The organism is Nocardia sp. Tas62D01, from assembly GCF_055232035.1.
Genome location: NZ_JBUYUZ010000001.1, coordinates 3,960,646 through 3,984,372 on the forward strand (window position 1 = coordinate 3,960,646; position 23,727 = coordinate 3,984,372).

At 65.3% G+C, this 23,727-nt stretch carries 25 protein-coding genes and 2 pseudogenes; 11 read left to right on the plus strand and 16 right to left on the minus strand.

Features of this window, described 5'->3' with window-relative positions:
• Positions 1 to 2: 2 nt before the first annotated feature.
• Positions 3 to 1,733, minus strand: a complete 1,731-nt coding sequence (gene kstD / locus ACV7NQ_RS19245) for a 3-oxosteroid 1-dehydrogenase (protein ID WP_463360921.1) — start codon at positions 1,731 to 1,733, stop codon at positions 3 to 5.
• A gap of 83 nt (positions 1,734 to 1,816) precedes the next feature.
• Here kstD and ACV7NQ_RS19250 point away from each other — a divergent pair, with 83 nt between their 5' ends.
• From ACV7NQ_RS19250 to ACV7NQ_RS19270, 5 genes are all read left to right on the plus strand, one after another.
• Entirely contained in the window at positions 1,817 to 3,451 is a 1,635-nt protein-coding gene (locus tag ACV7NQ_RS19250) for an FAD-binding protein (protein WP_463360922.1), read from the plus strand.
• A 1-nt stretch (position 3,452) separates the two neighbouring features.
• Positions 3,453 to 4,238 carry a 2-keto-4-pentenoate hydratase gene (locus ACV7NQ_RS19255; protein WP_463360923.1) on the plus strand — a complete coding sequence of 262 codons (786 nt, stop codon included), beginning with the start codon at positions 3,453 to 3,455 and terminating at the stop codon, positions 4,236 to 4,238.
• Between the two features lie 10 nt (positions 4,239 to 4,248).
• Positions 4,249 to 5,193: an acetaldehyde dehydrogenase (acetylating) gene (locus ACV7NQ_RS19260; protein ID WP_463360924.1), complete on the plus strand. Its 945-nt coding sequence runs from the start codon at positions 4,249 to 4,251 to the stop codon at positions 5,191 to 5,193.
• A gap of 14 nt (positions 5,194 to 5,207) precedes the next feature.
• Positions 5,208 to 6,245, plus strand: coding sequence for a 4-hydroxy-2-oxovalerate aldolase (gene dmpG, locus ACV7NQ_RS19265; protein WP_463360925.1), 1,038 nt, complete (start codon positions 5,208 to 5,210; stop codon positions 6,243 to 6,245).
• Positions 6,246 to 6,353: 108 nt separating this feature from the next.
• On the plus strand, positions 6,354 to 6,971 hold the full coding sequence (locus ACV7NQ_RS19270) for a hypothetical protein (RefSeq protein WP_463360926.1): 618 nt from the start codon (positions 6,354 to 6,356) through the stop codon (positions 6,969 to 6,971).
• On the opposite strand, the gene ACV7NQ_RS19275 is transcribed toward ACV7NQ_RS19270, so the two are convergent.
• Positions 6,855 to 7,268 (minus strand): NUDIX domain-containing protein, encoded by a 414-nt coding sequence (locus tag ACV7NQ_RS19275; protein ID WP_463360927.1) that lies wholly within the window; start codon positions 7,266 to 7,268, stop codon positions 6,855 to 6,857. The genes ACV7NQ_RS19270 and ACV7NQ_RS19275 overlap by 117 nt on opposite strands.
• A 272-nt stretch (positions 7,269 to 7,540) precedes the next feature.
• Here ACV7NQ_RS19275 and ACV7NQ_RS19280 point away from each other — a divergent pair.
• A pseudogene (locus tag ACV7NQ_RS19280) lies at positions 7,541 to 8,031 on the plus strand (Tn3 family transposase); the annotation flags it as partial.
• Between the two features lie 377 nt (positions 8,032 to 8,408).
• Here ACV7NQ_RS19280 and ACV7NQ_RS19285 read toward each other — a convergent pair.
• Both ACV7NQ_RS19285 and ACV7NQ_RS19290 read right to left on the minus strand, forming a co-directional pair.
• Complete coding sequence (locus tag ACV7NQ_RS19285) at positions 8,409 to 8,906, minus strand: hypothetical protein (protein WP_463360928.1); 498 nt, start codon at positions 8,904 to 8,906, stop codon at positions 8,409 to 8,411.
• Entirely contained in the window at positions 8,906 to 9,682 is a 777-nt protein-coding gene (locus ACV7NQ_RS19290) for an ArsR/SmtB family transcription factor (RefSeq protein WP_463365743.1), read from the minus strand. Before ACV7NQ_RS19290 ends, ACV7NQ_RS19285 begins: the two co-directional genes overlap by 1 nt.
• Positions 9,683 to 10,168: 486 nt before the next feature.
• On the opposite strand from ACV7NQ_RS19290, the gene ACV7NQ_RS19295 reads away from it, so the two are divergent.
• Positions 10,169 to 10,930 (plus strand): dienelactone hydrolase family protein, encoded by a 762-nt coding sequence (locus tag ACV7NQ_RS19295; protein WP_463365744.1) that lies wholly within the window; start codon positions 10,169 to 10,171, stop codon positions 10,928 to 10,930.
• A gap of 143 nt (positions 10,931 to 11,073) precedes the next feature.
• Here ACV7NQ_RS19295 and ACV7NQ_RS19300 read toward each other — a convergent pair whose 3' ends face one another.
• The 4 genes from ACV7NQ_RS19300 to ACV7NQ_RS19315 all read right to left on the minus strand — a co-directional run bounded on the left by ACV7NQ_RS19300 (position 11,074) and on the right by ACV7NQ_RS19315 (position 15,647).
• Entirely contained in the window at positions 11,074 to 11,961 is an 888-nt protein-coding gene (locus ACV7NQ_RS19300; protein WP_463360929.1) for a tyrosine-type recombinase/integrase, read from the minus strand.
• A gap of 635 nt (positions 11,962 to 12,596) precedes the next feature.
• On the minus strand, positions 12,597 to 13,049 hold the full coding sequence (locus ACV7NQ_RS19305; RefSeq protein WP_463360930.1) for a DUF6262 family protein: 453 nt from the start codon (positions 13,047 to 13,049) through the stop codon (positions 12,597 to 12,599).
• A complete protein-coding gene (locus ACV7NQ_RS19310) occupies positions 13,039 to 14,541 on the minus strand; it encodes a tyrosine-type recombinase/integrase (RefSeq protein ID WP_463360931.1) in 1,503 nt (500 codons plus the stop codon). The genes ACV7NQ_RS19305 and ACV7NQ_RS19310 overlap by 11 nt, the downstream gene beginning before the upstream one ends.
• Positions 14,538 to 15,647, minus strand: coding sequence for a site-specific integrase (locus tag ACV7NQ_RS19315; protein WP_463360932.1), 1,110 nt, complete (start codon positions 15,645 to 15,647; stop codon positions 14,538 to 14,540). Before ACV7NQ_RS19315 ends, ACV7NQ_RS19310 begins: the two co-directional genes overlap by 4 nt.
• A 417-nt stretch (positions 15,648 to 16,064) precedes the next feature.
• On the opposite strand from ACV7NQ_RS19315, the pseudogene ACV7NQ_RS19320 reads away from it, so the two are divergent.
• Together ACV7NQ_RS19320 and ACV7NQ_RS19325 are read left to right on the plus strand one after the other, a co-directional pair.
• Positions 16,065 to 16,382: pseudogene (locus ACV7NQ_RS19320) on the plus strand (recombinase family protein); the annotation flags it as partial.
• 80 nt (positions 16,383 to 16,462) lie between these two features.
• Positions 16,463 to 16,654, plus strand: coding sequence for a hypothetical protein (locus ACV7NQ_RS19325; RefSeq protein WP_463366112.1), 192 nt, complete (start codon positions 16,463 to 16,465; stop codon positions 16,652 to 16,654).
• Between the two features lie 301 nt (positions 16,655 to 16,955).
• Here ACV7NQ_RS19325 and ACV7NQ_RS19330 read toward each other — a convergent pair whose 3' ends face one another.
• From ACV7NQ_RS19330 to ACV7NQ_RS19350, 5 genes are all read right to left on the minus strand, one after another.
• Positions 16,956 to 17,297, minus strand: a complete 342-nt coding sequence (locus ACV7NQ_RS19330) for a hypothetical protein (protein ID WP_463366113.1) — start codon at positions 17,295 to 17,297, stop codon at positions 16,956 to 16,958.
• Positions 17,269 to 17,490: a hypothetical protein gene (locus ACV7NQ_RS19335; RefSeq protein WP_463360933.1), complete on the minus strand. Its 222-nt coding sequence runs from the start codon at positions 17,488 to 17,490 to the stop codon at positions 17,269 to 17,271. The genes ACV7NQ_RS19330 and ACV7NQ_RS19335 overlap by 29 nt, the downstream gene beginning before the upstream one ends.
• Positions 17,491 to 17,574: 84 nt before the next feature.
• On the minus strand, positions 17,575 to 17,826 hold the full coding sequence (locus tag ACV7NQ_RS19340; protein ID WP_463360934.1) for a hypothetical protein: 252 nt from the start codon (positions 17,824 to 17,826) through the stop codon (positions 17,575 to 17,577).
• A 264-nt stretch (positions 17,827 to 18,090) separates the two neighbouring features.
• Positions 18,091 to 18,795 (minus strand): DUF6236 family protein, encoded by a 705-nt coding sequence (locus tag ACV7NQ_RS19345; protein WP_463360935.1) that lies wholly within the window; start codon positions 18,793 to 18,795, stop codon positions 18,091 to 18,093.
• Positions 18,786 to 19,226: a hypothetical protein gene (locus tag ACV7NQ_RS19350; protein WP_463360936.1), complete on the minus strand. Its 441-nt coding sequence runs from the start codon at positions 19,224 to 19,226 to the stop codon at positions 18,786 to 18,788. The genes ACV7NQ_RS19345 and ACV7NQ_RS19350 overlap by 10 nt, the downstream gene beginning before the upstream one ends.
• 254 nt (positions 19,227 to 19,480) lie before the next feature.
• Here ACV7NQ_RS19350 and ACV7NQ_RS19355 point away from each other — a divergent pair, with 254 nt between their 5' ends.
• Positions 19,481 to 20,344: an asparagine synthase-related protein gene (locus ACV7NQ_RS19355; RefSeq protein WP_463360937.1), complete on the plus strand. Its 864-nt coding sequence runs from the start codon at positions 19,481 to 19,483 to the stop codon at positions 20,342 to 20,344.
• A 50-nt stretch (positions 20,345 to 20,394) separates the two neighbouring features.
• Positions 20,395 to 21,201, plus strand: a complete 807-nt coding sequence (locus ACV7NQ_RS19360) for a hypothetical protein (RefSeq protein ID WP_463360938.1) — start codon at positions 20,395 to 20,397, stop codon at positions 21,199 to 21,201.
• Between the two features lie 86 nt (positions 21,202 to 21,287).
• On the opposite strand, the gene hsaB is transcribed toward ACV7NQ_RS19360, so the two are convergent.
• Genes hsaB through hsaD form a run of 3 tightly spaced genes read right to left on the minus strand, consistent with a single transcriptional unit; the run spans position 21,288 to position 23,723 of the window.
• A complete protein-coding gene (gene hsaB / locus ACV7NQ_RS19365; RefSeq protein WP_463360939.1) occupies positions 21,288 to 21,863 on the minus strand; it encodes a 3-hydroxy-9,10-secoandrosta-1,3,5(10)-triene-9,17-dione monooxygenase reductase subunit in 576 nt (191 codons plus the stop codon).
• Between the two features lie 20 nt (positions 21,864 to 21,883).
• Positions 21,884 to 22,789: an iron-dependent extradiol dioxygenase HsaC gene (gene hsaC / locus ACV7NQ_RS19370; protein WP_463360940.1), complete on the minus strand. Its 906-nt coding sequence runs from the start codon at positions 22,787 to 22,789 to the stop codon at positions 21,884 to 21,886.
• Between the two features lie 52 nt (positions 22,790 to 22,841).
• A complete protein-coding gene (hsaD, locus tag ACV7NQ_RS19375) occupies positions 22,842 to 23,723 on the minus strand; it encodes a 4,5:9,10-diseco-3-hydroxy-5,9,17-trioxoandrosta-1(10),2-diene-4-oate hydrolase (RefSeq protein WP_463360941.1) in 882 nt (293 codons plus the stop codon).
• Positions 23,724 to 23,727 lie beyond the last annotated feature (4 nt).

The following is a 23,727-nucleotide window of genomic DNA, read 5'->3' on the forward strand; positions in this document are numbered from 1 at the left end:
CGTCACGCCTCGGCGACCGTTTCGGCGGGCTTCTCCTGCTTGCGCTTCACGATGTCGAGCACCGACAGGTACCCGAAGGTCAGCGCCGGGCCGATGGTCGCGCCGGGGCCCGCGTAGGTGTGGCCCATCACCGGGGCGCTGGAGTTACCCGCGGCGTAGAGGCCCTCGATGACGCTCTGGTCCTCGCGCAGCACCCGGCCCGCGGTGTCGGTGACCAGGCCGCCCTTGGTGCCGAGATCGCCGGGCACCATCTTGGCCGCGTAGTACGGCCCCTGCACGAGTGCGGCCAGGCACGGGTTCGGCTTCACCGTCGGGTCGCCGTAGTAGTGGTCGTAGGCGCTCTTGCCGCGCCCGAAATCCTCGTCGACGCCGGTCTGCGCGAACGTGTTGAACCGCTGCACGGTATCCGCCAGATTCTGCTCCGGCACCCCGAGCTTGGCGGCCAGTTCGGCCAGCGTCGGGGCCTGCACGATCAGATCGTTTTCCATCCAGCGGGACGGAAACCGCAGTCCGGGCTGCAGGCCCGCGAAGATGTAGCGATCGCGGTAGCGCTGGTCGAAGACAAGCCAGGCGGGCACGTTTTCACCCGGCCCCGCACCCTGCCCGTATTCACCGCCGTACATCGTGTGCACGGCCTCGACGTAAGGAGCGGCCTCATTACCGAATCGCTTGCCGTCGGAGTTGACGATGATGCAGCCGGGCAGATTGCGTTCGGCCAGGCAGAACCACGGCTTGCCGCCCTTGAAGACGGTCGGCCCCCACCAGGCGTCCGACATCACGTCGATGGCCGCGCCGAGTTCAATACCGGCCCGGATGCCGTCGCCGGTATTGGCCGCGGCGCCGGTGGTCCACTCGGTGCTGATCGGTTCGCGCTGGTACTTGTGGCGCATCTCGGCATTGTGCTCGAAGCCGCCCGCGGCCAGCACCACGCCGTGCCTGGCGCGCAGCCGGATCTCCTCGCCGTCGTGGGTGGCCGTGACACCGGTGACCGAGCCGTTCTCGGTGATCAGTCCGGTCAGCGGAGTATTCAGCAGCAGCGGGACCTCGGCATCCATCAGACCCTTGCGGATGGCCGCGGCCAGCGCCTGGCCCATCACCATCAGATGCTTGTTGGTGAGCTTTGCCCAGGTGGTGCGCGCGCCGACCCGCATCGCCCGCAGCATGCCGGTCGGGTGCCGCTTGATCAGGTTGAGCAGCTTGAAATCCGCCTGGGTCACCGCGACATTCAGCGGCGTCTTGCTGTACGGCGGTTCCAGCTTGAAGCGTTCCTCGCCAAGGATCTTGGCGTTGAACGGCTTCGGTTCGCACGAGCGTCCGTCGGCGGTGCCGCCAGGTGCCTCCGGGTAGTAGTCGGAGTAGCCCGGCACCCAACGCATCTTCAGCGGCGTGTGATCGAGCACGAAGTCGAAGGCCTCGGCGCCGTGGTCGATGTAGGTATCGATCCGCTCCTTGGGGACGGCGTCGCCGATGATGCTGTGCAGGTAGGTGCGGGCCGCCTCGCGGTCGTCGGGTCGGCCCGACGCGCGCAGTGCCTTGTTGCCGGGGATCCACACGCCACCACCGGAGCGGGCGGTCGACCCGCCGTAGAACGCGGCCTTCTCAATGATCACCGCGCTCAGCCCGTGGTGTGCGGCAGCGAGGGCGGCGGTCATGCCGGCGGCGCCGCTGCCGACCACCACCACATCGTATTCCCGATCAGTCATATAGAACACGTTATAGAATGATGCCGCCATTGGTCTATGTTGTGTGGCAGAAGACTTGCTCGGCATTTCATACGCTGAGAAACTCGTTTCAGTTTCAGACCGGAGTGAAGTACATGGGCCTCGATTGGGACCTGGCCGCCGACGTGGTGGTCGTCGGATACGGCGCGGCGGGTGCCGCGGCCGCGCTGGAAGCGACGGCAGAAGGCGCGCAGGTGCTGGTACTCGAGCGGTTCGCTGGTGGTGGCGCATCCGCGCTGTCCGGCGGCATCATCTATGCGGGCGGCGGCACGTCGGTGCAGCAAGCGGGCGGTGTGACCGATACACCGGAGCAGATGCTTGCTTACCTCGAGCGTGAGGTCGGCACCGCCGTATCGCCCGAGACGCTGCGGCGCTTCGTGGCCGAGAGCCCCGCCATGATCGAGTGGTTGATCGGCCACGGCGTCCCGTTCGAGGCGTCGCTGTGCCCCTACAAGACGTCCTATCCGAACGACAGCTACTACCTCTACTACTCGGGCAGCGAGGTATCCGGTTACGGCCGCGAGGTCGCGACACCCGCGCAGCGCGGACACCGCGTCAAGGGCAAGGGTACCTCCGGCAGGCAGCTCTTCGCCCCGCTCGCGGCATCCGCGTCGCGGCTGGGCGTGCGGGTGGAAACCCTCACGCGGGTAACCGAATTGATCGTCGATGACAACGGCACCGTGATCGGTGTCGAGTGCCGCACGCTGCGCGACGCCCCCGGCCGGGTCCGCGACCGCTACACCCGGATGGCGAAAATCGCTGCCAAGCCCGGCATCTACTATCCGCCGCTGCGCAAGGCGCTGGAACGGCGACTGGCCGAGCTGGATCGCCGCTACAGCACCACGATTCGGATCCAGACGCGCCGGGGCGTGGTGCTCAGCGCCGGTGGATTCATCGCCAATCGCACGATGATGCAGGAATACGGGCCGCGATATCGCGGCGGCTTACCGCTCGGCACCACCGGTGACGACGGTAGCGGCATACGGATGGCGGGGCAGGTGGGTGCGGCCACCGACCGAATGGGCAATGTCTCGGCGTGGCGATTCATCTTGCCGCCCAGTGCTTTTACCGGCGCGTTGCTGGTGGATGCGGCGGGCCGCCGGGTCATCGACGAAACCCGCTACGGCGCCGCGGTCGGGCACGCACTGATCACCGAGCACGACGGCAAGGGCTGGCTGCTGGCCGACGATGCGCTGATGCGCGCCGCGATCGCCCAGATCCCGAAGCAGTCGGCCTGGTTCCAGCGCGGTCAGTTCGAGGCACTGCGCCGCACCGCGGTGCGTGGCGCAACCCTCGACGCGGTTGCCGCGAAGGCAGGTATCGACGCGGCCGGACTGCGCGCGACTGTGGCGGAGCACAATGCCGCGATCGAGGACGGCACGCCCGACCCGGTCGGCAAACCGGCCGAATTCACCAAACCGGTAGGCGTAGGGCCGTTCTGGTTGTTGGATGTCGGCATCAAGCCCAGTGTCATCAATCCGTGCCCGATGCTCACGCTCGGTGGCGTGGTCGTCGACGAGACCACCGGATCGGTGCAAACGGCTGCCGGAAACGATATTCCCGGCCTCTTCGCGGCGGGGCGGACGGCGGTCGGGATTTGCTCGGATTCGTATGTCAGCGGTCTGTCGCTGGCCGACTGCATCTTCTCCGGTCGGCGCGCGGGCAGGTTCGCGGCAGGCGCACAGGCTGGGGCAGCCGTACTCGACTCGACAACAGTGGAAGGAAACTAGCGTGCTGTCCGACGCGGTACGAACCGAACTCGCCGATGAACTCGAACTCGCCGAACGCGATCGGGTGCCCATCGACCCCCTGGTCGCCCGGCATCCCGACATCGATGTGGTCGATGCCTACAAGATCCAGCTGATCAATATCCGGCGCAAGCTCGACAACGGCGCCCGCGTGGTCGGGCACAAGGTAGGTCTGTCCTCGCTGGCGATGCAGCAGATGATGGGCGTCGACGAACCCGATTACGGCCACCTGCTTGCGGATATGCAGGTCTACCAGGACGTTCCGGTCGAGGCGTCGCGGTATCTGTTGCCTCGCGTCGAGGTCGAGGTGGGTTTCGTGCTCGGCGCGGACCTGCCGGGCGAGGATTGCATCGAGGCCGACGTGCTGGCCGCGACGGTCGCCTACGCCCCGTCCATCGAGCTGATCGATTCGCGCATCAAGGACTGGAAGATCGGGCTCACCGACACCATTTCCGACAACGCGTCCTCGGCGGGTTTCGTGCTCGGCGCCGAGCGGGTCGCGCCGAAAGACCTGGATATCAAGGCCATCGACGCCGTGCTCACCCGCAATGGCGAGGTGGTCGCCGAGGGCCGCAGCGACGCGGTGCTCGGTGATCCGGTGATCGCGGTGGCCTGGCTGGCCCGCAAGGTCGCCAGTTTCGGGGTGCGGTTGAAGGCGGGCGACATCGTGCTGCCCGGCTCGTGCACCCGCGCCATCGATGCCCATCCGGGCGACTCTTTCCACGCCGAGTTCGCTGGACTCGGTTCCGTTCGTTTGCAATTCACGTAGGAGGCTTGCCGTGTCCGAAACGGGGACCGTCACCGCCGCGATCATCGGATCCGGCAATATCAGTACCGATCTGCTGTACAAACTGCTGCGCTCCACCACGGTGCAGCCGCGGTGGATGATCGGAATCGACCCGGACAGTGAGGGTTTGAAGCGGGCTCGTGGGCTGGGTCTGGAGACCTCCGCCGAGGGCGTCGACTGGCTGCTCGGTCAGTCCGAGCTGCCGGACCTCATCTTCGAGGCGACCTCCGCGTACGTGCACCGCGCCGCCGCGCCGAAGTACGCCGAGGCCGGTATTCGGGCGGTCGACCTCACGCCTGCCGCCGTCGGTCCCGCGGTGGTGCCGCCGGTGAACCTCGGCGCGAACCTGGATGCGTTGAACGTCAACATGATCACCTGTGGTGGCCAGGCCACCATCCCGATCGTGGCGGCGGTGTCGCGGGTGGTCGAGGTGGCCTACGCCGAGATCGTGGCGTCGGTGTCCTCGGTATCCGCCGGACCGGGCACCCGCGCCAATATCGACGAGTTCACCAAGACCACCAGCCGTGGCGTCGAGACGATCGGAGGTGCGCAGCGCGGCAAGGCGATCATCGTCCTGAACCCGGCCGAGCCACCGATGATCATGCGCGACACCATCTTCTGCGCGATTCCGCAGGACGCCGACACCGACGCGATCGCCGGCTCCATCCGCCGGATGGTCGCCGACATCCAGAAGTACGTGCCCGGCTACCGGCTGCTCAACGAGCCGCAGTTCGACCCGCCGTCGGTGGTTTCCGGTGGTATGGCGAAGGTTTCGGTGTTCGTCGAGGTCGAGGGCGCGGGCGATTTCCTGCCGCCGTACGCGGGCAACCTCGACATCATGACAGCCGCCGCCACCCAGGTCGGCGAAGTCATAGCCCAGCAAATTGCGAGCCGAGCGCAGCGAGGCGACCAATCGGACACCGCGGCTCGGGCGTGAGAAGGGATCAAACCATGACGTACTCGACAGAACTCGACATCCGCGTCACCGATACCTCGCTGCGTGACGGTTCGCACCACAAGCGCCACCAGTTCACCGGCGAGGACGTGCGCAATATCGTTGCGGCGCTCGATGGTTCCGGTGTTCCGGTCATCGAGGTGACGCACGGCGACGGCCTCGGCGGCTCGTCGTTCAACTACGGCTTCTCCCATATTCCTGAGCAGGAACTGGTCAAGATCGCCGCCGAGACGGCGAAGCAGGCCAAGATCGCGGTCCTCATGCTCCCGGGTGTCGGTGTCAAGGAAGACATCAAGGTCTCCCAAGACAACGGTGCCTCGATCTGCCGGATCGCGACGCATTGCACCGAGGCGGATGTGTCGATCCAGCACTTCGGCCTGGCCCGCGAACTCGGACTGGAAACCGTCGGCTTCCTGATGATGGCGCACACCCAGCCGCCGGAGGCGCTGGCCAAGCAGGCCCGCATCATGGCCGACGCGGGCTGCCAGTGCGTCTATGTGGTCGACTCCGCCGGAGCCCTTGTGCTGGAACAGGTTTCCGACCGCGTTGCCGCCCTCGTCGCGGAGTTGGGCGACGACGCCCAAGTCGGCTTCCACGGTCACGAGAACCTGGACCTGGCCGTAGCCAACTCGGTCTACGCGGTCCGCGCCGGCGCCAAGCAAATCGATGGCAGTGCACGACGTTTCGGCGCGGGCGCCGGCAACACCCCCGTCGAAGCATTCGTCGGCGTCTGCGACAAACTTGGCATCAAGACCGGCATCGACTTCTTCGCTATCGCCGACGCCGCCGAAGACGTCGTGCGCCCGGTGATGCCGCAGGAATGCCTCCTGGACCGCCAGGCCCTCATGATGGGATACGCGGGCGTCTACTCGAGCTTCCTCAGGCACGCCGAACGCCAAGCCGAACGCTATGGGGTGTCGGCGGCGGAAATGCTTGTCCGCGCGGGCAAACGCAAGCTCGTCGGTGGCCAGGAAGACCAGCTCATCGACATCGCACTGGAACTCCAGCGCGAACAGCAGATCGTCTCCGCCTGAGGCCGTCTCGAGTGGGCTGCGAAGCGGGCCAACCGGATTGCGGCCCGCTCTCGTGCGTCCGACAGCGCGGGAGGTATATGTCGGTCTCCTCCGATACTCTTCATCGATATGACCGACGATCTCGCGGGGCAGCGGCTTGCCGCTGAGCAGCGCGCCCGCGTGGTCATCGACTCCCAACTTGCCGCGGCCGGTTGGGCGGTGCAGGACAAGCGTGAACTGAACCTGTTTGCCGCGCAGGGGGTCGCGGTGCGGGAGGCCGGGATGGCGCCCGGTCACGGCCGCGCCGACTATTTGCTCTACATCGATAAGAAGGCTGTCGGTGTGATCGAGGCCAAGCCCGTCGGGACTCCCCTGTCCGGGGTGGAGTGGCAGTCGGCGATGTACGCCGATGGTCTCCCCGCCGACGTCCGGTTGAAGTCGCTGACAGTGGACGGCCGATTGCCGTTCGTGTTCGAGTCCACCGGCTCCGAGCTCCACTTCACGAACGGATACGACCCGCAACTACGCGCCCGCAACCTTTTTCACTTTCCCAAGCCGGCGACGCTGGCGCGTATCGTCCGTGACGCGGCGGCAGACCCCGCGGCGCCCACATGGCGGGGCAAGGTTCGCTTACTGCCCGTACTGGACACGTCGAGCTTGCGTCCGGCGCAGATCGAGGCGATCGGGGGCGTCGAGCGGAGCCTGGCCCAGCAGCGGTTCAAACGCAGCCTGGTGCAGTTGAATTGACGGCTGTGTTTGCCGCTGCCGGAACGGTAGTCGAAACAGTCGATGTAGAGCGGGTCCGGTGACCCGCAGGCCGGTTTCCTCTTCGACCTCGCGGGCGAGGGCTTGGTCGAGGGCTTCGCCTGGTTCGACTTTGCCACTGGGCAGTTCCCACATGCCGCCCATGAAGTCGTCGCCGGGTCGACGGAGGAGAAGGACCTTGCTGTCGTGTTCGACGACTGCGCCGACGACGAGTTGCTGCACTCCATCGCGTTCGGCTTCCGCGGTGAGGGCTTCAATAGGGGTGGGCACGATGGTCATCCTTTCAGTTCGTCAGCGTGGAGAATTACCTTGGCGATGGCGTCGAGGTACCTGGGGTTCAGGTAGTAATCGCCGAAAAACCAACGGATATGCGTAATCCGTTGGTAGTTAACAGTTCTCGTACTCAAGATGCGAGTTCTGGCTGGTAGTGCTTGGCTTGGCGCTGATGGGGTTGGTCGGCGTGCTGGAGGTTCGGGTTCGTGGCGACGCGGGTGTTCGCGGACGAGGAGTTGGCGCGTCTGCGGGAGTTCCCGGAGATCAGCCGCGAGGAGGCGACCGCGTCGCTGCTGGTCGGCAAACTGTCCGCGTCGGGTCGGCAGAACTCGCTGGCGGCGGCGCTGAAAGAGTATGGGGCGCTTCGCCGTACAATCTACGCCGCCCGGTATATATCGGATCCTGGCTACCGGCGCAGGATCGCCCGTCAGCTGAACAAGGGCGAGTCGATCCACGCGCTCAAACGTGACTTGCTTTACGCCCATGAAGGCATCATCCGGGCGCGGCACCTGGATGCCCAGACCGAGCAAGCCTGGTGCTTGACGCTGGTTACGAACGCGGTAATCGCCTGGACGACAGAGTATTACGGGCTCGCGATCGAGCAGATGCGGCGGGCGGGGCGCCGCATCGATGACGAGGTGTTGGCGCATATTTCCCCGGCGCACAGCGAGAACATCAACTTCTTCGGCGCGATCGACATCGACGCCGAGCTCGCCCAGCTCGGGCCGACCGATATCGGCCCTTGCGGGTGCGTGACACGCTGTTCTGACGGCAGTCCACGCGCGGGTCACGTGCTGCCGTAACCCCCGGTTCGGCCGCTGAGCCACGCTGTTCTGACGGCAGTCCACGCGCGGGTCACGTGCTGCCGTAACCCCCGGTTCGGCCGCTGAGCGTGTGTTCCTGCACTGGCTGTTCCTCTTGGAGTGTTGCGAGGTACTCGGCCGCGGTTTGCTTGCGTGGGCACGGCGGTCACAGGGGCGTGGATGGTGAGGATTCCTCTCGCGCGGCGCTCGTCGATGTCGTCGACGTAGCCGTGTTCGCAGTAGTCGTGGAGAACCCGATGCTCAAATGGTGAGGGCCCCGCGGCAAGCATTACCCGTGAAAGGCACCGGAGCGAATGTCCCTCGCTCCGGTGCCTTTCGTATGTCAGACGGCGGCCTCCTCGGGCAGTAGGGCCAACAGTTGCCGGGTGTGGTTGGGGATTTCGATGTCGGCCAGGCCCCCGAACAGCCCGCGCAGCGGCACGACCGCGTCGGTGAGCAGGGCGCCCGCGGAGAGCCCGAGGAGCGGGACGGGGCTATCGAGTTCGGGATCGGACAGGGCGGGTCCGCCGAAGCCGCAGAGGATCTCGGCCTGACGGCGCAGGCGCTCACGCAGGCCGGAGAACCCGCCCGCCCGCTCGGCCACGCGGTCGATGGTCCAGGTGTCGAGGGCGTGGCGATTGTCGTAGGTGGTGTGTTCGCCCGCCGCGCCCGCCGCCACCGCGGCGATGGTGCCCGCGGTGACGAGACAGACGTGGGCCAGGATCCGATCGGCATTCCATTCACCCGGCGGGGGCGTCCGGAGGTGGGCCGAATCGGCCACGGTGACAGCGGCTTCCAGGAGCGAGTCGTAGGCCTCGCGCAATGCGGTGGTGTCCAACATCAGGCGTGCACCGCCGAGTCCATTTCCCACGGGGCCTGTGGGAGGACCTTGCCGGTTTCCAGCAGAGACTTGAGGTTGGCGATCACCGAGGGCCAGCCGCGCGAAATGCCTTGCAGCATTTGCTCGTTCGGCAGATTTTCGTGGGTGACGGTGAGCCGGACGATGTCCCGGTAGGACTCGACCAGGAAGGTGACCACGGACGGCGAGCGGTCCTCCTCGGGGGAATCCTCGAAGGTGAGGACCAGCTTCGTCGGCGGTTCGGACTCGAGCACCTTGCCGACGACGTCGATCTTGCCGGAGCCGTCGGCGCGGCGGTGCTCCCAGGGCGAACCGGGCTGCCAGTCGGACACATTCTCGTGGAACCAGTACTGGGCGGTCAGGTCGGCGTCGGTCAGCGCCTTCCACACCCGCTCGGCGCTGGCGTGAATATAGGTGACGTAGACGTAGCTCGGCACGGTGGCGGTCATGGCGTACTCCTCTGCCTGGTTCTTGATGGCGCGCAGGACATCCAGCCGGGGGCGGTCGAAGACGGAGATCCAGCGCTGTTCGATGTCGTAAATCGGTGTCGGATTGATGTAGTGCACCCGCTCGCGCCCGCGCCGCAGCACGGTCACCAGCCCGGCCCGCTCGAGAATGTCGAGATGCTGGGTCAACGACTGCCGGGCCATATCGACCCGCTCGCATAGCTCCCGCAGCGTCTGGCCGTTGTGCTCCCGCAGCCGGTCCAGCAGCAGTCGGCGGGTGCCGTCTGCCAGCGCCTTGAAAACCGCGTCCATCTCGGGTTTGGATTGCACGCCGAAAATTATGCAGGCATTTACCTGCATATGTCAACGCGCAGCGCCACCGACCGGCGTATCGGCCCGTAGGAACCTCCCCTAAGAGTCGGGGTCGCCGTAGTATTCGCCGAAAATCGGGCGGATATGGCGTAGACGCAGGTGAAGCGGCTGTCAGCGACCGCGATCGGGTCCGAGCAGGCTGGTGAGGTCGCGCATGGCCTGGAGTGAGGGTTTGAAGTAGCGGCGCAGGTTCTCGGGTTTGCGTGCCGGGATTTGGCCATGAGCTCGAGTCAGAAAAACTGTTGACGGGAGACCCACCTCTGCTGCTATTCTCTTCGAGTCCGTGACACACGCAAGGAGGTGAGACCCATGAACGCAGTAGTTGTTGGGTGCTCCCATTTCCGTTCGCGGACGGTCGGTTGACATTGGTGTCGCCGGGAGCGCCGATAGGCAATCCCGAAAGGCAATACCATGAACCACAACACTATTCACTTCAGCGCTGAGACATCTTCCGATGGCGTTCTGGAGCGTTCCTTCACACTCGGCGACATCACCGGTGTGCTCTTCTCACCCGAATCCGGCCCCGTACCTGGCGCGCCGCTGCTCCTGAGTGGACACAGCGGCGGCATGCACAAGCGAGCGCCGGGACTCGTCGCCAGCGCACAGCACTTGGTGACCACCAGGGGCTACATGGTTGCTGCCATCGATGCGCCCGGTCATGGCGACCGTCCGCGAAATGCCCGGGACCAGGAGTGGGTCGACGCACTACATGCGGCCCGGGCGGCAGGTGAGCCGATGGATCAGGTCATCATCGAATACAACACCTCGCTGGCCGAGCGGGCCGTACCGGAATGGCAGGCGACCATCGATGCCCTGCAGGCGCTGCCGGACATCGGCGCCGATGCTCCGATCGGCTACGGCGGCACCACCTTGGGCGTCGTGATCGGGCTGATGCTGACGACGGCCGAACCCCGAATCGCCGCAGCGGCTTTCGGACCGGTTTTCGCATACGACGCCGTGATCGAGGCCGCCCGGCAGCTCACGATCCCGGTCGAGTTCACGATCTCATGGGACGATTCGGAAATCGGCCGTCAGCCCGGCCTGAAATTGTTCGATGCCTGTGCCTCTGAGGACAAGGCGTTGCACGTCTATCCGGGCAGGCATCAGCAGATGGCCGCATTCATGGCCGACAATCACGCCCGGTTCTTCGATACCCATCTCGGCTGGGCCGGCGTACCGGCGATCTGACCTGACGGGTATCGGCGTCCAGTATCGAACTGGACGCCGATACCACTGAAACCGACTGCTGTTCAGTCGAGTTCAGTACTCAGAGCTGTTGGGGTTCCGGACGGCGCAGAAAACAACGAAGTTCGTGTAGCTGCTGGTCAGCGTCACCGTTCGGCTCCGGGGCTGAGGAGGCTGGTGAGGTCGCGCATGGCTTGCGGTGACGGTTTGAAGTAGCGGCGCAGGTTCTCGGGTTTGCGGTGCCGGGACTTGGCCATGAGTTCGAGCAGGCTGGCCCCGGATTCACCCAGATGTGTGAGGCCGGAATGCCTGAGTTCGTGCAGGTCCCACCCGGTTCCGGTCCCATTGATCGCGGTGGCGGCGTCGAGGAGGTCACGCGCCTGGTCGTAGGACAGCCGTGCCAGCCCGGTATCGGGGCAGACGTCGCGGTCGGCGAGGTACTTGCCGGGCCCGGGACGGCGGTGGGTGACGAACAACGGACCGGCGCTACGGTCCTTGATCAATCTCGGGAGCAGCCGGGCGGTGCCCGCGTCCCAGTACACGGCCGCCAGAGCGTATTCGTGGTGCGCGGCGCCGCGGCGGCGGGTACGGGGTGTCGCGCCTTTGGATTTCACCGGGCAGCAGCGCCCGGCCAGGTCCAGGTCTTCGATGTTGACTTGGAGCAGTTCGTCTGCGCGAGCGCATGTTTCATACAGCATCCGCCACAGCGTCTTCTCCCGCATGTGGATGTCGCGGCGGGTGATGAGTCGGTCGATCGCGGTGCGTGAGCGGACCGGGGTGTCGGAGTCCGGCGGGGTCGAGCGGCCCGCCGAGGTGGGAACGGCCGGTGCGTCCCAGCCCTGTTCGCGGCACCAGCTCAGCCACTTGCCCACGGCCGCACGGCGCGCGTTCCAGGTATTGACCGCCGCTGTGCCCCACAGGGATTCGAGGGCCGCGCCGATCTCGTCGCCGGTTACCGAGGCCAGCCGGCGGCTCGGTGTGAGCAGGCCGTCCGGAGCACGGACCCCACCGCGCCGCCTCCCCACCTGATGCAAACGCCGGGGGCGTGCACCTTCACCGGGCCGGCGTAGGTGGTGTAGTTACCCTTGTCTTCTGTGAAGTTGCTGGAGCTTCCGTCCGCAAAGGATTTCGAGATGTCGGCAGACATGAGGATCGCGGCGCCCGGGTGGTCCCGCACGGTGACTACACAATTGTTGCCATCACTGTTGTTGTAGGTGAGGAAGATGGTGGCGACGTCCCCCAGGTCTTTCTGGTCGATCACGTGGTATCCGGCACCGCACTGACTGCCATACGATCTTCTTAGCGTTGATCACGCAGAATTTCCCTTCTCAGAGCTACGGAAATGGAGACGATCCCACATTCGCCGCGGGAGCGGTGCCGCCTGCACTCGCCATCGATGGGAAGGGGGCACGTGCCGTTGCTCGAGTATCAATGACCGCGCACTCGCTCCCACCTGGTCCATGACAGCTTCAGAAGTTTCGTTGTATCGCTACCCCACACCAGCGCCCGAACAGGAGTGAGTTCGGCGGCTGCCTCGCCGAACAGGGCGTCATGAACCAGGTGAAACGAGCGTTATCTAGAGCCGCTGATTGCCCCGGTGGTGCTGACCTGCGTCTGTTTGTCGGCGACAACGTCGCCGACAAACAGACGATCCTGATGGGATGGTTGATCAGCACGGGCCGATCGTTATGGACCTGGAACGCGGTGGAGGGCTGGGAGACTCGATTTCAGGTGCGGGGCGAATGCCCGCGTGCCGAAGATGGCCGAGTGCTTCTGCGAGTTGGCGTCGCAGCCGCTGGTTTTCCTCGGCCAGTTCCCGGTTTCTGGTATTCGCGAGTTCCAGTCGGCGGACCAGCGATGGGTCGCTGGTGCGATGACGTGCTGGTAGCGACGTTTCCGGGGCGCGGCGTTTGAGATCGCGTAGCCTCTGGATCTCGGCTCGGATGTCGAGCTGGGAGTAGAGCCAGGATCGCGAGACCTCTGCGGCGGCGGCAACGGTCTGGAAGGTCACGGGTGCGCCAGCGGCATCCAGTTCGCGGATTGCTCGTATGGCCTTGCTGCGGGTTAGTTCGTGCCGGTGATGTGCTGCGGCAACGAGGTGCCGGCTGTTGTCAGCTCGCATCCGCCGCTCCTTGCTCGGTGGAATTAGGGCCGTTTTCGAGGGCGGTGATGATGTTGTTCAGGTTGCCGAGAATCTGCTCATTCATCTCCGCAAGGCGCTGCTGGCCGCGGGCATCGGCGGCGGAGATCAGTTCGATGACCTGCTGGCGGTGCTGTCGATGCTGTGGGAGGAACTCGGCGGTAGTCACGAACATCGGGCAGGTCAAACACGCGTTGGCATGCGGACAGGTTCTCACCAGCGGAAGCCCGCAGTATCCGTTCGGCAGGGCCTGGGTCGCCCGGCTGACACGCTGTTTGGCCCAGGACACCTCGGCGAGTGGTCCATCCGGATCGAGGACGACGGTATCGCCAGCGGCGCCGACTTTGTGGGCGGCTTCCCAGTGGCGACGGATAGTCGTATCAGACAGCCGGGCATATCGCGCGGTCATCAGGTGTGAATCGTGATCGAGAATCCGGCGGACCACTTCCTGCGGAACGTCGCGGTTGATCAGCCGGGTCCCGAGAGTATGCCGCCACTGGTGCGGCGTGACCCGGACCCGCTGCCCGTTCTCGTCTCGGATATCGCACCGCGCCAACCACCTGCGCAGAGCGCGGCGATAGACGTCACCGTAAATGGGCCTTTGACCGTCTGGATTGTTCCTCTCTTGCGAGAACAGGCGCGGAACCCCTTGCGGCCATTGACCTTCCAGATCGTGCAGGTGCTGTTTGATGGCTTGTTCCAGTTCCTCGTCGATGGGCACCAACGCTTCCCGGCGCATCTTGTGGTTGAAGTACCTCAGATAAGGCGCGCCTTCGCCGTCACGAACGATGCAGTCGACGCCGAGACCGAGCGCGTCGGTAACGCGTAGCCCGGATCGCATGAGGATGAGTGTCACCAGCCGATATGCGGGAATGCGCCACTTGTCGAGATTCTGAGGGCTCTCCAGTTGCGCCATGACGTGGTCGCTCAACGCCCGCGGCAGCCACTCACCATCCTTGGGGATGTCCTCCGGGAAGAACATGGCGCTGACCGGCAGCGCAGTGTCCCAGCCATGCTGGCGGATCGCGATCAAGAACTGATTGAGCTGCCCGATCATGTGACGGTGCATCACCCGCCCACCACATTCGGAGTGCAGATGAGCCAGATACCGCTCCAGCAGTAATCGATCGATTTCTCCAAGGTGGCGGACCGGAATCGGCTGTGCAGCAAGGAATTCAGCGAACCTGGTGATCGCGCGAACGCCCAAGCCGACGGTCTCGCTGGTCCTTCCGACCGAGATCCGCCACCTTGACCACCGCTTGGCCAACTCCTTCAGCCAGCCTTGAGGGATGCCGCCGAACCGCAGATACGCCAGATGCCCGTGTTCGCGGCGCGCACCGACCCGACGGAGATTCCAGGTGTCGCGACTGTATTCCTCGGCCCAGGGGTCGTCGTCGCGGCTGGCCGCACGGATTTGAGGCCGCCGGTTTCCACTGGCCTCACTGATGTCGCTGATCGAGGCACTCGAGTTCACAACGTCACCTCGTTCCCGCTGAACCATCCGGCTTTCTCAAGGATTTTCCGGGCGTCTTCGACGGTGAGGTGACCGTAGACGGTCGAGGTGACGGTCAGACTGGCGTGGCCGAGCAGCTTCGACACGACCTCGATCGGCACACCGTCCCGCAGCATCCGGGTGGCTGCGGTGTGCCGGCACCAGTGCGGATCGAAGTCGATTCCGGTCCGTTGCCGTAGGCGGCAGACCAGGTCGTAGACCGCCGGATACGACCAGGGACGCCCGTATGGACCGGCCCAGAGGTTGACGAAGACATAGTCCGAATCCAGGTCCCCGTACTCTCCATGCAGATAGTCGGCATAGAGGCGAACCAGCTCGCCGCTGACGGGGATCGCCCGTGGCCGTTGGGATTTCGTGCGAGCACCGTTGTCGTTGTCCCGCGGCACGATGCTGATTTCCCGCTCAGCGGCAGCGATGTCCTCATGTCGCAGGCCCAACGCTTCGCCGATCCGCATGCCGGTCTCGTGCAGCAGGGCGAACAGGAACCTGTCGCGTAGCCGGTCGCAACCGTTCAGAATGGCCTGCATCTCGGCGACGGTCAGCACCCGCGGAAGTTTCCGAGGCGCTTTCAAAGCGATCGCGCGCCAAGCCTGCGGCTCTCGCTTGGTGACATGATGCAGGAACGGCTTCCAGCCCGTTCCCCGACGATGACCGGCCGGCTGCCACGTCACCAGCAGTTCGCCCAAGTCCACGCCATTACGGGTGGCGTGCTGGTAAAAGGCGCTGACCGCCGACAGCTTCCTGTTCACGGTCGATTCCGTGCAGTGATACTCCACCGATGGCAGTACGGCCACCGACCCGTCCCGAGTGTTCGGCGGCCGCCGCAGCCACGACACGAACTCCGCGACATCCTCCAGCCGGACCGCCCGCCAGTCGATCTCCTTCTGGCTGAGGAAGACGAACCAGTCCTTTAGATCGTGGGCATACGCCTTGATCGTGTTCGGCGACCGCTCGATGTCGGTCAGATACGCCAGATACCGCTCCACCGGTCCCACCGGCCCGTCGTCGCCGAGGACCGTCCACGACTCACGTCGCGAGACCGGGGACAACACCCGCACCACATGCATCGCTCCTCCAAGACAATTCGCGAGATGGACGGGCTGTAGGTAACCACGTCCACCACGCGAACCCGGGAAGCCGAAACCCTCGTGCTCGACATCAACAACACAGCTCCGAAGGCTCTAGATAACGACCGTTAACGGCACCCGGAGAAGGATCCTTCGCTGCACGCGCCCCACACGCAGGCGGACAGCGCGTCGGGATGGCGGAGGCTTTGCTGGTCAACTCCGGCGGAGGGGGCCAGGTCAAGTCGCCACGACATCCTGAGCTGTTCCGTAAGCCGATCGGCCAAAGGAACACCACAGCCGCAAGATTCCGCCCTAGGTCACAGTGTTCCGTAGAGGTATTCCGCGAACTGTTCCGATGATCCCCTGTCATATGGAACGAACGATCGGGCCGTGATCGAGCCCTTCCGTGTCGGATACGTGCGCTGCTCCACCGACGAACAAGACGTCGAGATCCAAACCGAGCAGCTGATCGCCCTCGCAGTGCCACGCGAACGGATCTTGATCGACAAGGGGTTCTCCGGCACCACCCGCCGCAACCGCACCGGGCTGGACAACGCGCTCACAGCGGTCACCTCCGCCGCGGCAGCCGTCACCGGGCGGCAGGTGGTGCTGACCACGACCAAGTTCGACCGGTTCGCCCGCAACATGGCCGAGGCCGGCGAGATCCTGACCGACCTGCGTGAGCGCGATGTCCTGTTCGGGCTCGGCAGCCAGGTCTACGACTGGGCCGACCCGTTCGGCAAGCTGTTCCTGCAAACCCTCGCCATGGTCGCCGAGTTCGAGGCGAACCTGAACCACTGCGCACCCGCGAGGGCATGGCCAAAGCCCGCGCGAAGGGCCGCCTCAAAGGCAAACAGCCGAAACTCCCCCTCACAGCACGCAAGACGATCCACCGCCGCTACCACGACCCCGACGACGACGCGAGCCTCGCCGACCTCGCCGAGGAATACAGCGTCGGCCGCTCCACCATCCACCGCATCACCAGCAGCCCGGCCCCGCGCACCTGAGCCCACCGGGCGAAGCCGGATAACCGTCCTTCACCAGCGGTTACGAGAACTTCGTCACCTGCGGCTATGCCATATCCGTTGTTTTTTCGGCGATTACTACAAGTCCGGTACTCCGACTTCTGAGACAGACTCACCTGGGGAAAGGGTCGGGGACCCCCGACCGGCAACCCGTCTCACTACCCTGGTTTCGAGACAAGCTCGGAGTGCCCGAATACGGTGCTCACCGGGGTGCCGCTGCGGCAGGATCCGCCGGTGCCGCACCGAGTGTGGCAGGAGCGGCACCCGGCGCGGCTGCGGTGGGTCAATCCGTCGTCGTATCCCTAAGCTGGTCGCCCAGCACTGCTGTCCGCGTCTGGTATTCGTCCTGGGTGAGCTCACGCACCTCGAACCCCGGGGTGACCTCGAGGCCGTCGCGGTGGCGCTGGGCCATCTCCCATTGCTGAGCCACGTAGGCGGGATCATGCATCCGCTTATCGGACTCGGCGACCAGGCGCTTGATCGCGTCCTCGCGATCGGTGCCGGTGACGTGCCAGTCCTCGCCAGGGTAGTAGGCGCGGACCGTGCCATCGGACTGTGACACGAACTGCGGGCGCCGCATCACGTGGACAACGGGCTTAGGGGTTGGCTGCGGGTCCGGGTGCATAGAAGATCTCCATCGAACCGTCGTCGTGGTGGACATAGCAGATGTACTGCATCCCAGGATGGTCTACGACCGGCCCGGAATATACACAATTGATCGTCGAAGCTTCCGCCGTCGTCGCCGATATCGCCAGCGGGAACACGGTCAGCACTCCGGCCGCGGCGACCGTCATCATCCATTTAACACTCAGCGTCATCGTGTTGCCCTTCTGTTGTGTGGCGTTACACAGTGATTGGACGCGGCACGCCCCGATTCGGTTCCTCCCGAACCAGCCGCTGTCTCAACGTCTATCGGCCGTGATGGCGCTGATATGCGCTGGCACGCTGGCGGTGTTGAGCCCGAACCGTTCGCACGCCTCGGTGATGAACTCGGCGAGCACATCTGGCGGCGTGCCGCGCCCCAGCGCCGTTTCCAACTCTGCGGCGAGTTCTTCCAGCCGCTCGGCCGCCCGCGCTTGTCCTGCGGCCCACGCGAATGCGGCGTCACGGGCGTGTTTGCGGCCGGGGTCCCGGAGCAATGGCGGAAAATCCAACGAAGTTGCCTGTCGCCATGGATAGGGGCCTGTTATCCCCTGGCGACACCAGAACCGACCAGCGGCAACACCTCTCGCGCAGCGGCGAGTCGACCCTGCTATCTGTGCCAGCCCCAGAGCGCTGAACAGGGGATACGTCCATTTCCGTTGTTTTTTGCGCGAAAACAGTCCGAAACGCCACAAGATGACGGCGGCGGTCGTCGGCCGCGACCACACCGAAGCAACCGTGCACTTTGTGCGGTGGAACCACTGGCTCGCCGCCGATCACCACCCGCTGTGTAACCGCGGCCGCCACGAGAGAGGCGCAGTCCGCCATGTCGGATTCGCCAATTCGTTCTCCAGCCTCAGCAGGTAGGACATGGTGCGGTCTTTTGGTTGTAGGTGCTGCCGCTCGTCGCTGCGGACGTAGGCCGCCACACTGACCGCCACCCCGGCCCCGACCGCGGCCAGCCCAGGCTGGCCCGTTGCGAGGCCGCCGCCGAGCAGGGCGGCACTTGCCAGTATCCCGAGGTCGACCTTCATCCGTAGTGGTACGCGCGAGGATTCGACGCCTATGCCCCGCAGCGCGCGTCGGAGCTCTTCCACCTGAGGCTCGGTCTCGGTGCGATAGACATTGCGCAGATGCGAGGCGGCGACGGCCGCGTTCTCAGCCAGTGCTGCCTCTCGTAGACGATCCCCCAGCCCCTCGACGTGTCGGTGAAAGGCCAGTAGTTCGCCGCCGTAGCGCTCACGGAAGCGGAGCAGCTTCCCCACCGGCACCTCGGCAAGACGCTCGGGCCGGATCGCCGCCTCGACGGCCATCTCCATGAACGCCGCGTTCTGAGCTCCCCTGCCCTGCGGTGGGCCGTGGTCGTCGAGGAGTTCGGCCGGCAGCGGATAACCGGCCACTTCGTAGACGATCGGATCATCGGTTACCAGGGAGAGGCAATTGCTCTGGGCAATCGCGTCGCCCAGGACTGTCAGATACAACGCCGCCAACCGCGGATGAAGCCCCAGCCAGCAATCCGCGCCCCACTTATCATCCGACCTGAGCTGTGCGAGATCACCCCGGTCAGCTCCTTGACCATTCTCGGCGCCATCTTGTAACCATGCTTGACGTAGATCCATATGAGGTCCGGCGGCAGCTCCGGACCGTGCGCGAGCCTGCGGGCACCTACGCCGAGGTGCTCACCCTCGTCGAGAGTGAGGGCCCAGCGCTGATCGCGGTGGGTTTCGAGCCCCCGGTTCCATATTGTCAGGATGAATCGTGCGCTGGCCTCCTCCACGTCGCGCAGACCAGGGTCGATGTCGATGATGAAGTCGGATTCGGCGCAGATCTCGCGCACCATAGCGCTGTCGTTGTCGATGAGGCTGGGACGTACACGCACCAACCGGTCCCAGCACAGCAGCGAGAGCTTCACCCAATTGTCGCTCTGGAAGTGCATCCAGGGAAAATACAGCCCGAGCGGCGAATGCCCCCCCCAGCGTAGGCCTTTTCAACCTCACAGGCCTTTCCCCTGGTGCACCTGCCCCCGGGGCGGGCTCGTCCTCACCGCTCACCGCGTAGAACACGGTGAGCCACCGATGGATCTGCTCGCCGGGGATGCCGCACACCTGCAGGGCCAGCCGCAGCCGGTCGGCGGTCAGGTACCGGCCGCGCACCATGTCGCCGATCATGCTGCGCGACAACCCGACCCGTAAGGGGGAGACGGTGGCGTCCCGGTTGGCGCACACGGTGGCGCTGCTGGACTGCCCGGTCGGCGATCCGCTCACCGTCCCCAATCTGATGCTCGCCGAAGCTGTTGCTGCGGACGGCATCCGGGTTGCCCTCAACGGCGAGGGTGGCGACCCGGTCTTCGGCGGACCCAAGAACCTGCCGATGCTGATTTTCGAATTGTCCCGCGATAATCCGGATCCGGACGCTCGGGCACTGGCCTATCTGGACAGCTACCGTAAGTGCTACGACGATCTGCCGGTGCTGCTGAGCCGCGATGCGCTCGCCGCACTGACCGACGCCCCGCCACTGACCGAACTGGTCGCGCCTTATCTGCGACAGGGGCGGATGAACAGCCTGCTCAACCAGCTGTTGCACACCAACCTGCGCACCAAGGGGGCGCACCACATTCTCACCAAGGTCGAACGCCTCACCGCGGCCAGTGCGATAGAGGGGCGGGCGCCGCTGTTCGACCGGGCCGTGATCGATCACGCCTTCCGGGTACCGCCGACGCTCAAACTGGCAGGCACCACCGAAAAGTGGATCCTCAAACAATCCGTGCGTGATCTGCTGCCCGCGACCATCGTGGACCGGCCGAAGAGCGGAATGCGGGTTCCGGTGCAGCAGTGGCTTTCCGGTCCGCTGCGCGAACTCGGCCATGAACTGCTGCTGGGGCGTTCTGCACGGGCGCGCGGGCTGTTCCGGGAGGACACCATTCGGTCCTGGCTGCGCGGCGACGGCGCGCTGCTGCCGCGGCAGGGCGGCAAATTGTGGCTGGTGCTTTCGCTGGAGCTGTGGTTGCGCTCCTTCGACGTGGGGCCGTGATCCGCCGTCGCACCGGCCGTATGAGCAGAGCATCGAGGAGTAACCACCGAATGTCCGATCCACGCATCAAGAATCGCGCCGACGACGAGAACGAGGTCCACGATCCGGCCTGCTTCCAGGACGCGGGCCGCAACGCTGTCACGCCCGTGGCGCGGTTCCCGGCCGAGGTCGCGGCGGTGGTCGTGCAGGCGTTCGCCGACATTGTCAGGAACGCCAAGGCCAGCCACGCGGCGACGACACCGGACGCCGAGGGCATCGTCCGCTCGCAGACCTTCGAGGAGGGCGATGTGTACATGATCGAGACGCCCTTCGACGGATTCTTCGCCGATCGCTACATCATGGATTTCTACAACGCCGAAGAGCGCGGCATCTGCTCGCGGATGCATCTGCATACCGGCCTGCGCTTCGTCCGCATGATGACCGGCCCCGACACCCACATCCGGGTGGGCAGTCTGTCGCCTTTCGACGTGACCGACGTGCCCGGCGTGACGCCGTTTCGGCCCGAGCAGTTCCAGGACGAGTTGCCGGATATGCCGCCCGGTGTGCACAGAACCAGATACAACCTGATCGTGCCGCCGTGCTCCTTCGTCGATATGCAGATTCCCCGCGGCGCGAGCCACCAGTTCAATGCCATCGGCCCGCATGCGGTGATCGACTCGGTCCACCCCGAGGAATCCATCGAGGTCTTTCGCGAGCGGATGTCCGGCTTCAAGATGATGGCCCAAACCGTGTTCCTGGCAGCTGAATTGCCGGATGCCGCGACCTGTACGGACCTGACGCCACAGCACACGCGCACCGCCGCGGCCGGGCAGCGAGATCGATCAGGTCCACCTGCCGACCGTGCGGACCAGGAGTAGCCGTGCGATCCACGGATCACCCCGGCAACTTTCGATGGCCCTTGTTGGTCGGGCCAGTTGGCCGGGCCATTCGCGGACTCGGCCAGTTAGAGCCAGGTGTCCAGTGTGGTGGTGGTGAGGAAGTGCTCGAGGTCGTGGCGCCAGGGGGCGGGGGTGGTCTTGTCCGGTTCTATGGCGGTGTATTGGCCACGGTAGAACAACAGCGGCCTGCCGGAGGTGGTCGACTCCGACAGAGCCAGCACTCGGCCGATCACGATGTAGTGATCGCCGCCGTCCACGACGCTGTCCACCTTGCACTGGATGGTGGCTAGGGCGTCGTCCAGGAGCGGGAGCTCCAGTTCTGAGGTGTGCCACGGGGTTTCGGCGAACTTGTCGGGTTCGCGGGAACCGAAGCGGGCACACAGCTGCTGCTGTTGCTCGGCGAGGACGTTCACACACAAGCGGCCGGACGCTTCGATGGCCGCCCAGGACCGGGAGGTCTTGGTGGGGCAGAACAGGACAAGGGGCGGTTCGAGGGAGAGGGCGGCGAACGATTGGCAGGCGAACCCGATCGGGGTGCTGTCGGCATCGAAGGTGGTGATCACCGTGATGCCGGTGCAGAACTGCCCCAGCACATTTCGGAACTGCCGTCCGTCGATCGCCGGCTGTCCGTCGGTTGTCATCGTCGCCCTCGCCCCGTCCGTCATTGCTGTTTCATTCCGACCGTGAAGTCGTGACCCCACAGACTCACCGCGGTGGATTCCCGTGCGATCCATGAATGATCGTCGACTTCGAGTCCTTCGCAACCGAATTCGACATCGAAGCCACCCGGCGTCTTCATGTAGAAGGACAGCATCTTGTCGTTGACGTGCCGACCCAGCGTCGCCGACATCTTCACCTTCTTGCGCAGCGCGCGATCCAGGCACAGCCCGACGCTGTCGGAGCCCTCCACCTCGAGCATCAGGTGCACGATGCCGCTCGGGGTCGGCATGGGCAGGAAGGCCAGCGAGTGATGCCGCGGGTTGCAGCCGAAGAAGCGCAGCCAGGCCGGTTCGCCGTCGGCGGGCCGCCCGACCAGCTGCGGCGGCAGCCGCATCGAGTCACGCAGCCGGTAGCCGAGCACGTCCCGGTAGAACGTCAGCGACGCCTTGTCGTCCTTGGTGCTCAGCACCACGTGGCCAAGTCCCTGTTCGCCGGTGACGAACCGGTGCCCGTACGGGCTGACCACACGCCGATGTTCCAGTGCCGCACCATGGAATGCCTCGAGCGTATTGCCCGAGGGATCCTCGAAGCGGATCAGCTCGTCGACCCGGCGATCGGCCCGCTCCTGCGGGGTGCCCTCTTTGTAGGCCACCCCGGCCGCGTCGAGCCGATTCCGAATATCCTGCAGCTCACCGGCATTCGCGGTCTCCCACCCGGAAACCTGTAGCTGGTCCTGCTCGCCGGGCACAATGACGAGCCGCGCCGGGAAGTCGTCCATCCGCAGGTACAGCGCGTCCGGATCGCTGCCCTTGCCCTCGATCATGCCGAGCACCTTGAGCCCGTACTCACGCCAAGCCGCCAAATCGGTGGCCTCGATGCGCAGGTACGCGAGTGATCGAATACCCATCACTTCTCCTGTGTCATGCGGTCGGGACGGTGCGTGGCTGCGCGATTGTCACTCATCGTGGCTCTTTGACGCCCGCGAGGAAGTCGGTTGCCAGCCGGTTGAATTCGTCGAACTTCTCCAACTGCGCCCAGTGCCCGCAACCACCGAACACATGCAGCTGCGCCCGCGGAATCAGCTTCGTCGCCACGATCGCGCCATCCAGCGGATTGACCCGATCCTCGCGACCCCAGATCAGCAGCACCGGCTGGCGCAGCTTGTACGCCTCACGCCAGAGCATGCCCTTCTCGAAGTCCGCGCCCGCGAACGATTTTCCCATCGCGCGGGTGGCGGCCAGCGCCTCGAGTGTATTAGCCGAGGCGAAGCGCTCGTCGATGAGTTCCTCGGTGATCAGCGACTGATCGAAGACCATGATCCGCAGGAATTCTTCCAGGTTGGCCCTCGTCGGCTCCGCGTTGAATTTCGCGAGCTTCTTCACGCCCTCGGTCGGGTCGGGCGCGAACACGTTGACGCTCAACCCACCCGGGCCCATCAGGACCAGCTTGCCCGCGCGATCCGGGTTGTCCAGCGCGAACCGCACCGCCGCACCGCCGCCGAGCGAATTGCCGAGCAGGTGCACCCGTTCGGTGATCTTCAGGTGGTCCAGCAAGTCCTTCAGTGCCGCGGAGCTGTGCACGAAGTACTGCGGATGGTCGACCGGCTTATCCGACCGCCCGAACCCCGGCTGGTCCACGGCGAGCACATGAAAATTCTGCGCCAGCACCGGGATGTTGCGGGCGAAGTTCGACCACGAGGAGGCGCCGGGTCCGCCGCCGTGCAGCAGCACGATCGTCGGGCCGTTGCCGACACCGGCCTCGTGGTAGTGCAGCCGCAGATCCGGCCGCACCTGCGCGTATCGGGAGGTGGATTCGAAGGTGAGCTCTACTGTCGAGGTCACAAAG

Excerpts from the sequence above, each read along its gene's own strand:
- hsaC (WP_463360940.1), bottom strand. The coding sequence starts at position 22,789 with ATGGGTATTCGATCACTCGCGTACCTGCGCATCGAGGCCACCGATTTG.
- ACV7NQ_RS19305 (WP_463360930.1), bottom strand. The coding sequence starts at position 13,049 with ATGCGAGCTGACAACAGCCGGCACCTCGTTGCCGCAGCACATCACCGG.
- hsaB (WP_463360939.1), bottom strand. The coding sequence starts at position 21,863 with ATGACAACCGACGGACAGCCGGCGATCGACGGACGGCAGTTCCGAAAT.
- ACV7NQ_RS19355 (WP_463360937.1), top strand. The coding sequence starts at position 19,481 with ATGCTGCGCGACAACCCGACCCGTAAGGGGGAGACGGTGGCGTCCCGG.
- ACV7NQ_RS19330 (WP_463366113.1), bottom strand. The coding sequence starts at position 17,297 with ATGCACCCGGACCCGCAGCCAACCCCTAAGCCCGTTGTCCACGTGATG.
- ACV7NQ_RS19325 (WP_463366112.1), top strand. The coding sequence starts at position 16,463 with ATGGCCAAAGCCCGCGCGAAGGGCCGCCTCAAAGGCAAACAGCCGAAA.
- ACV7NQ_RS19315 (WP_463360932.1), bottom strand. The coding sequence starts at position 15,647 with ATGCATGTGGTGCGGGTGTTGTCCCCGGTCTCGCGACGTGAGTCGTGG.
- ACV7NQ_RS19285 (WP_463360928.1), bottom strand. The coding sequence starts at position 8,906 with ATGTTGGACACCACCGCATTGCGCGAGGCCTACGACTCGCTCCTGGAA.
- ACV7NQ_RS19275 (WP_463360927.1), bottom strand. The coding sequence starts at position 7,268 with ATGACCATCGTGCCCACCCCTATTGAAGCCCTCACCGCGGAAGCCGAA.
- ACV7NQ_RS19335 (WP_463360933.1), bottom strand. The coding sequence starts at position 17,490 with ATGACGCTGAGTGTTAAATGGATGATGACGGTCGCCGCGGCCGGAGTG.
- ACV7NQ_RS19290 (WP_463365743.1), bottom strand. The coding sequence starts at position 9,682 with ATGGACGCGGTTTTCAAGGCGCTGGCAGACGGCACCCGCCGACTGCTG.
- ACV7NQ_RS19270 (WP_463360926.1), top strand. The coding sequence starts at position 6,354 with ATGACCGACGATCTCGCGGGGCAGCGGCTTGCCGCTGAGCAGCGCGCC.
- dmpG (WP_463360925.1), top strand. The coding sequence starts at position 5,208 with ATGACGTACTCGACAGAACTCGACATCCGCGTCACCGATACCTCGCTG.
- kstD (WP_463360921.1), bottom strand. The coding sequence starts at position 1,733 with ATGGCGGCATCATTCTATAACGTGTTCTATATGACTGATCGGGAATAC.
- ACV7NQ_RS19250 (WP_463360922.1), top strand. The coding sequence starts at position 1,817 with ATGGGCCTCGATTGGGACCTGGCCGCCGACGTGGTGGTCGTCGGATAC.
- ACV7NQ_RS19360 (WP_463360938.1), top strand. The coding sequence starts at position 20,395 with ATGTCCGATCCACGCATCAAGAATCGCGCCGACGACGAGAACGAGGTC.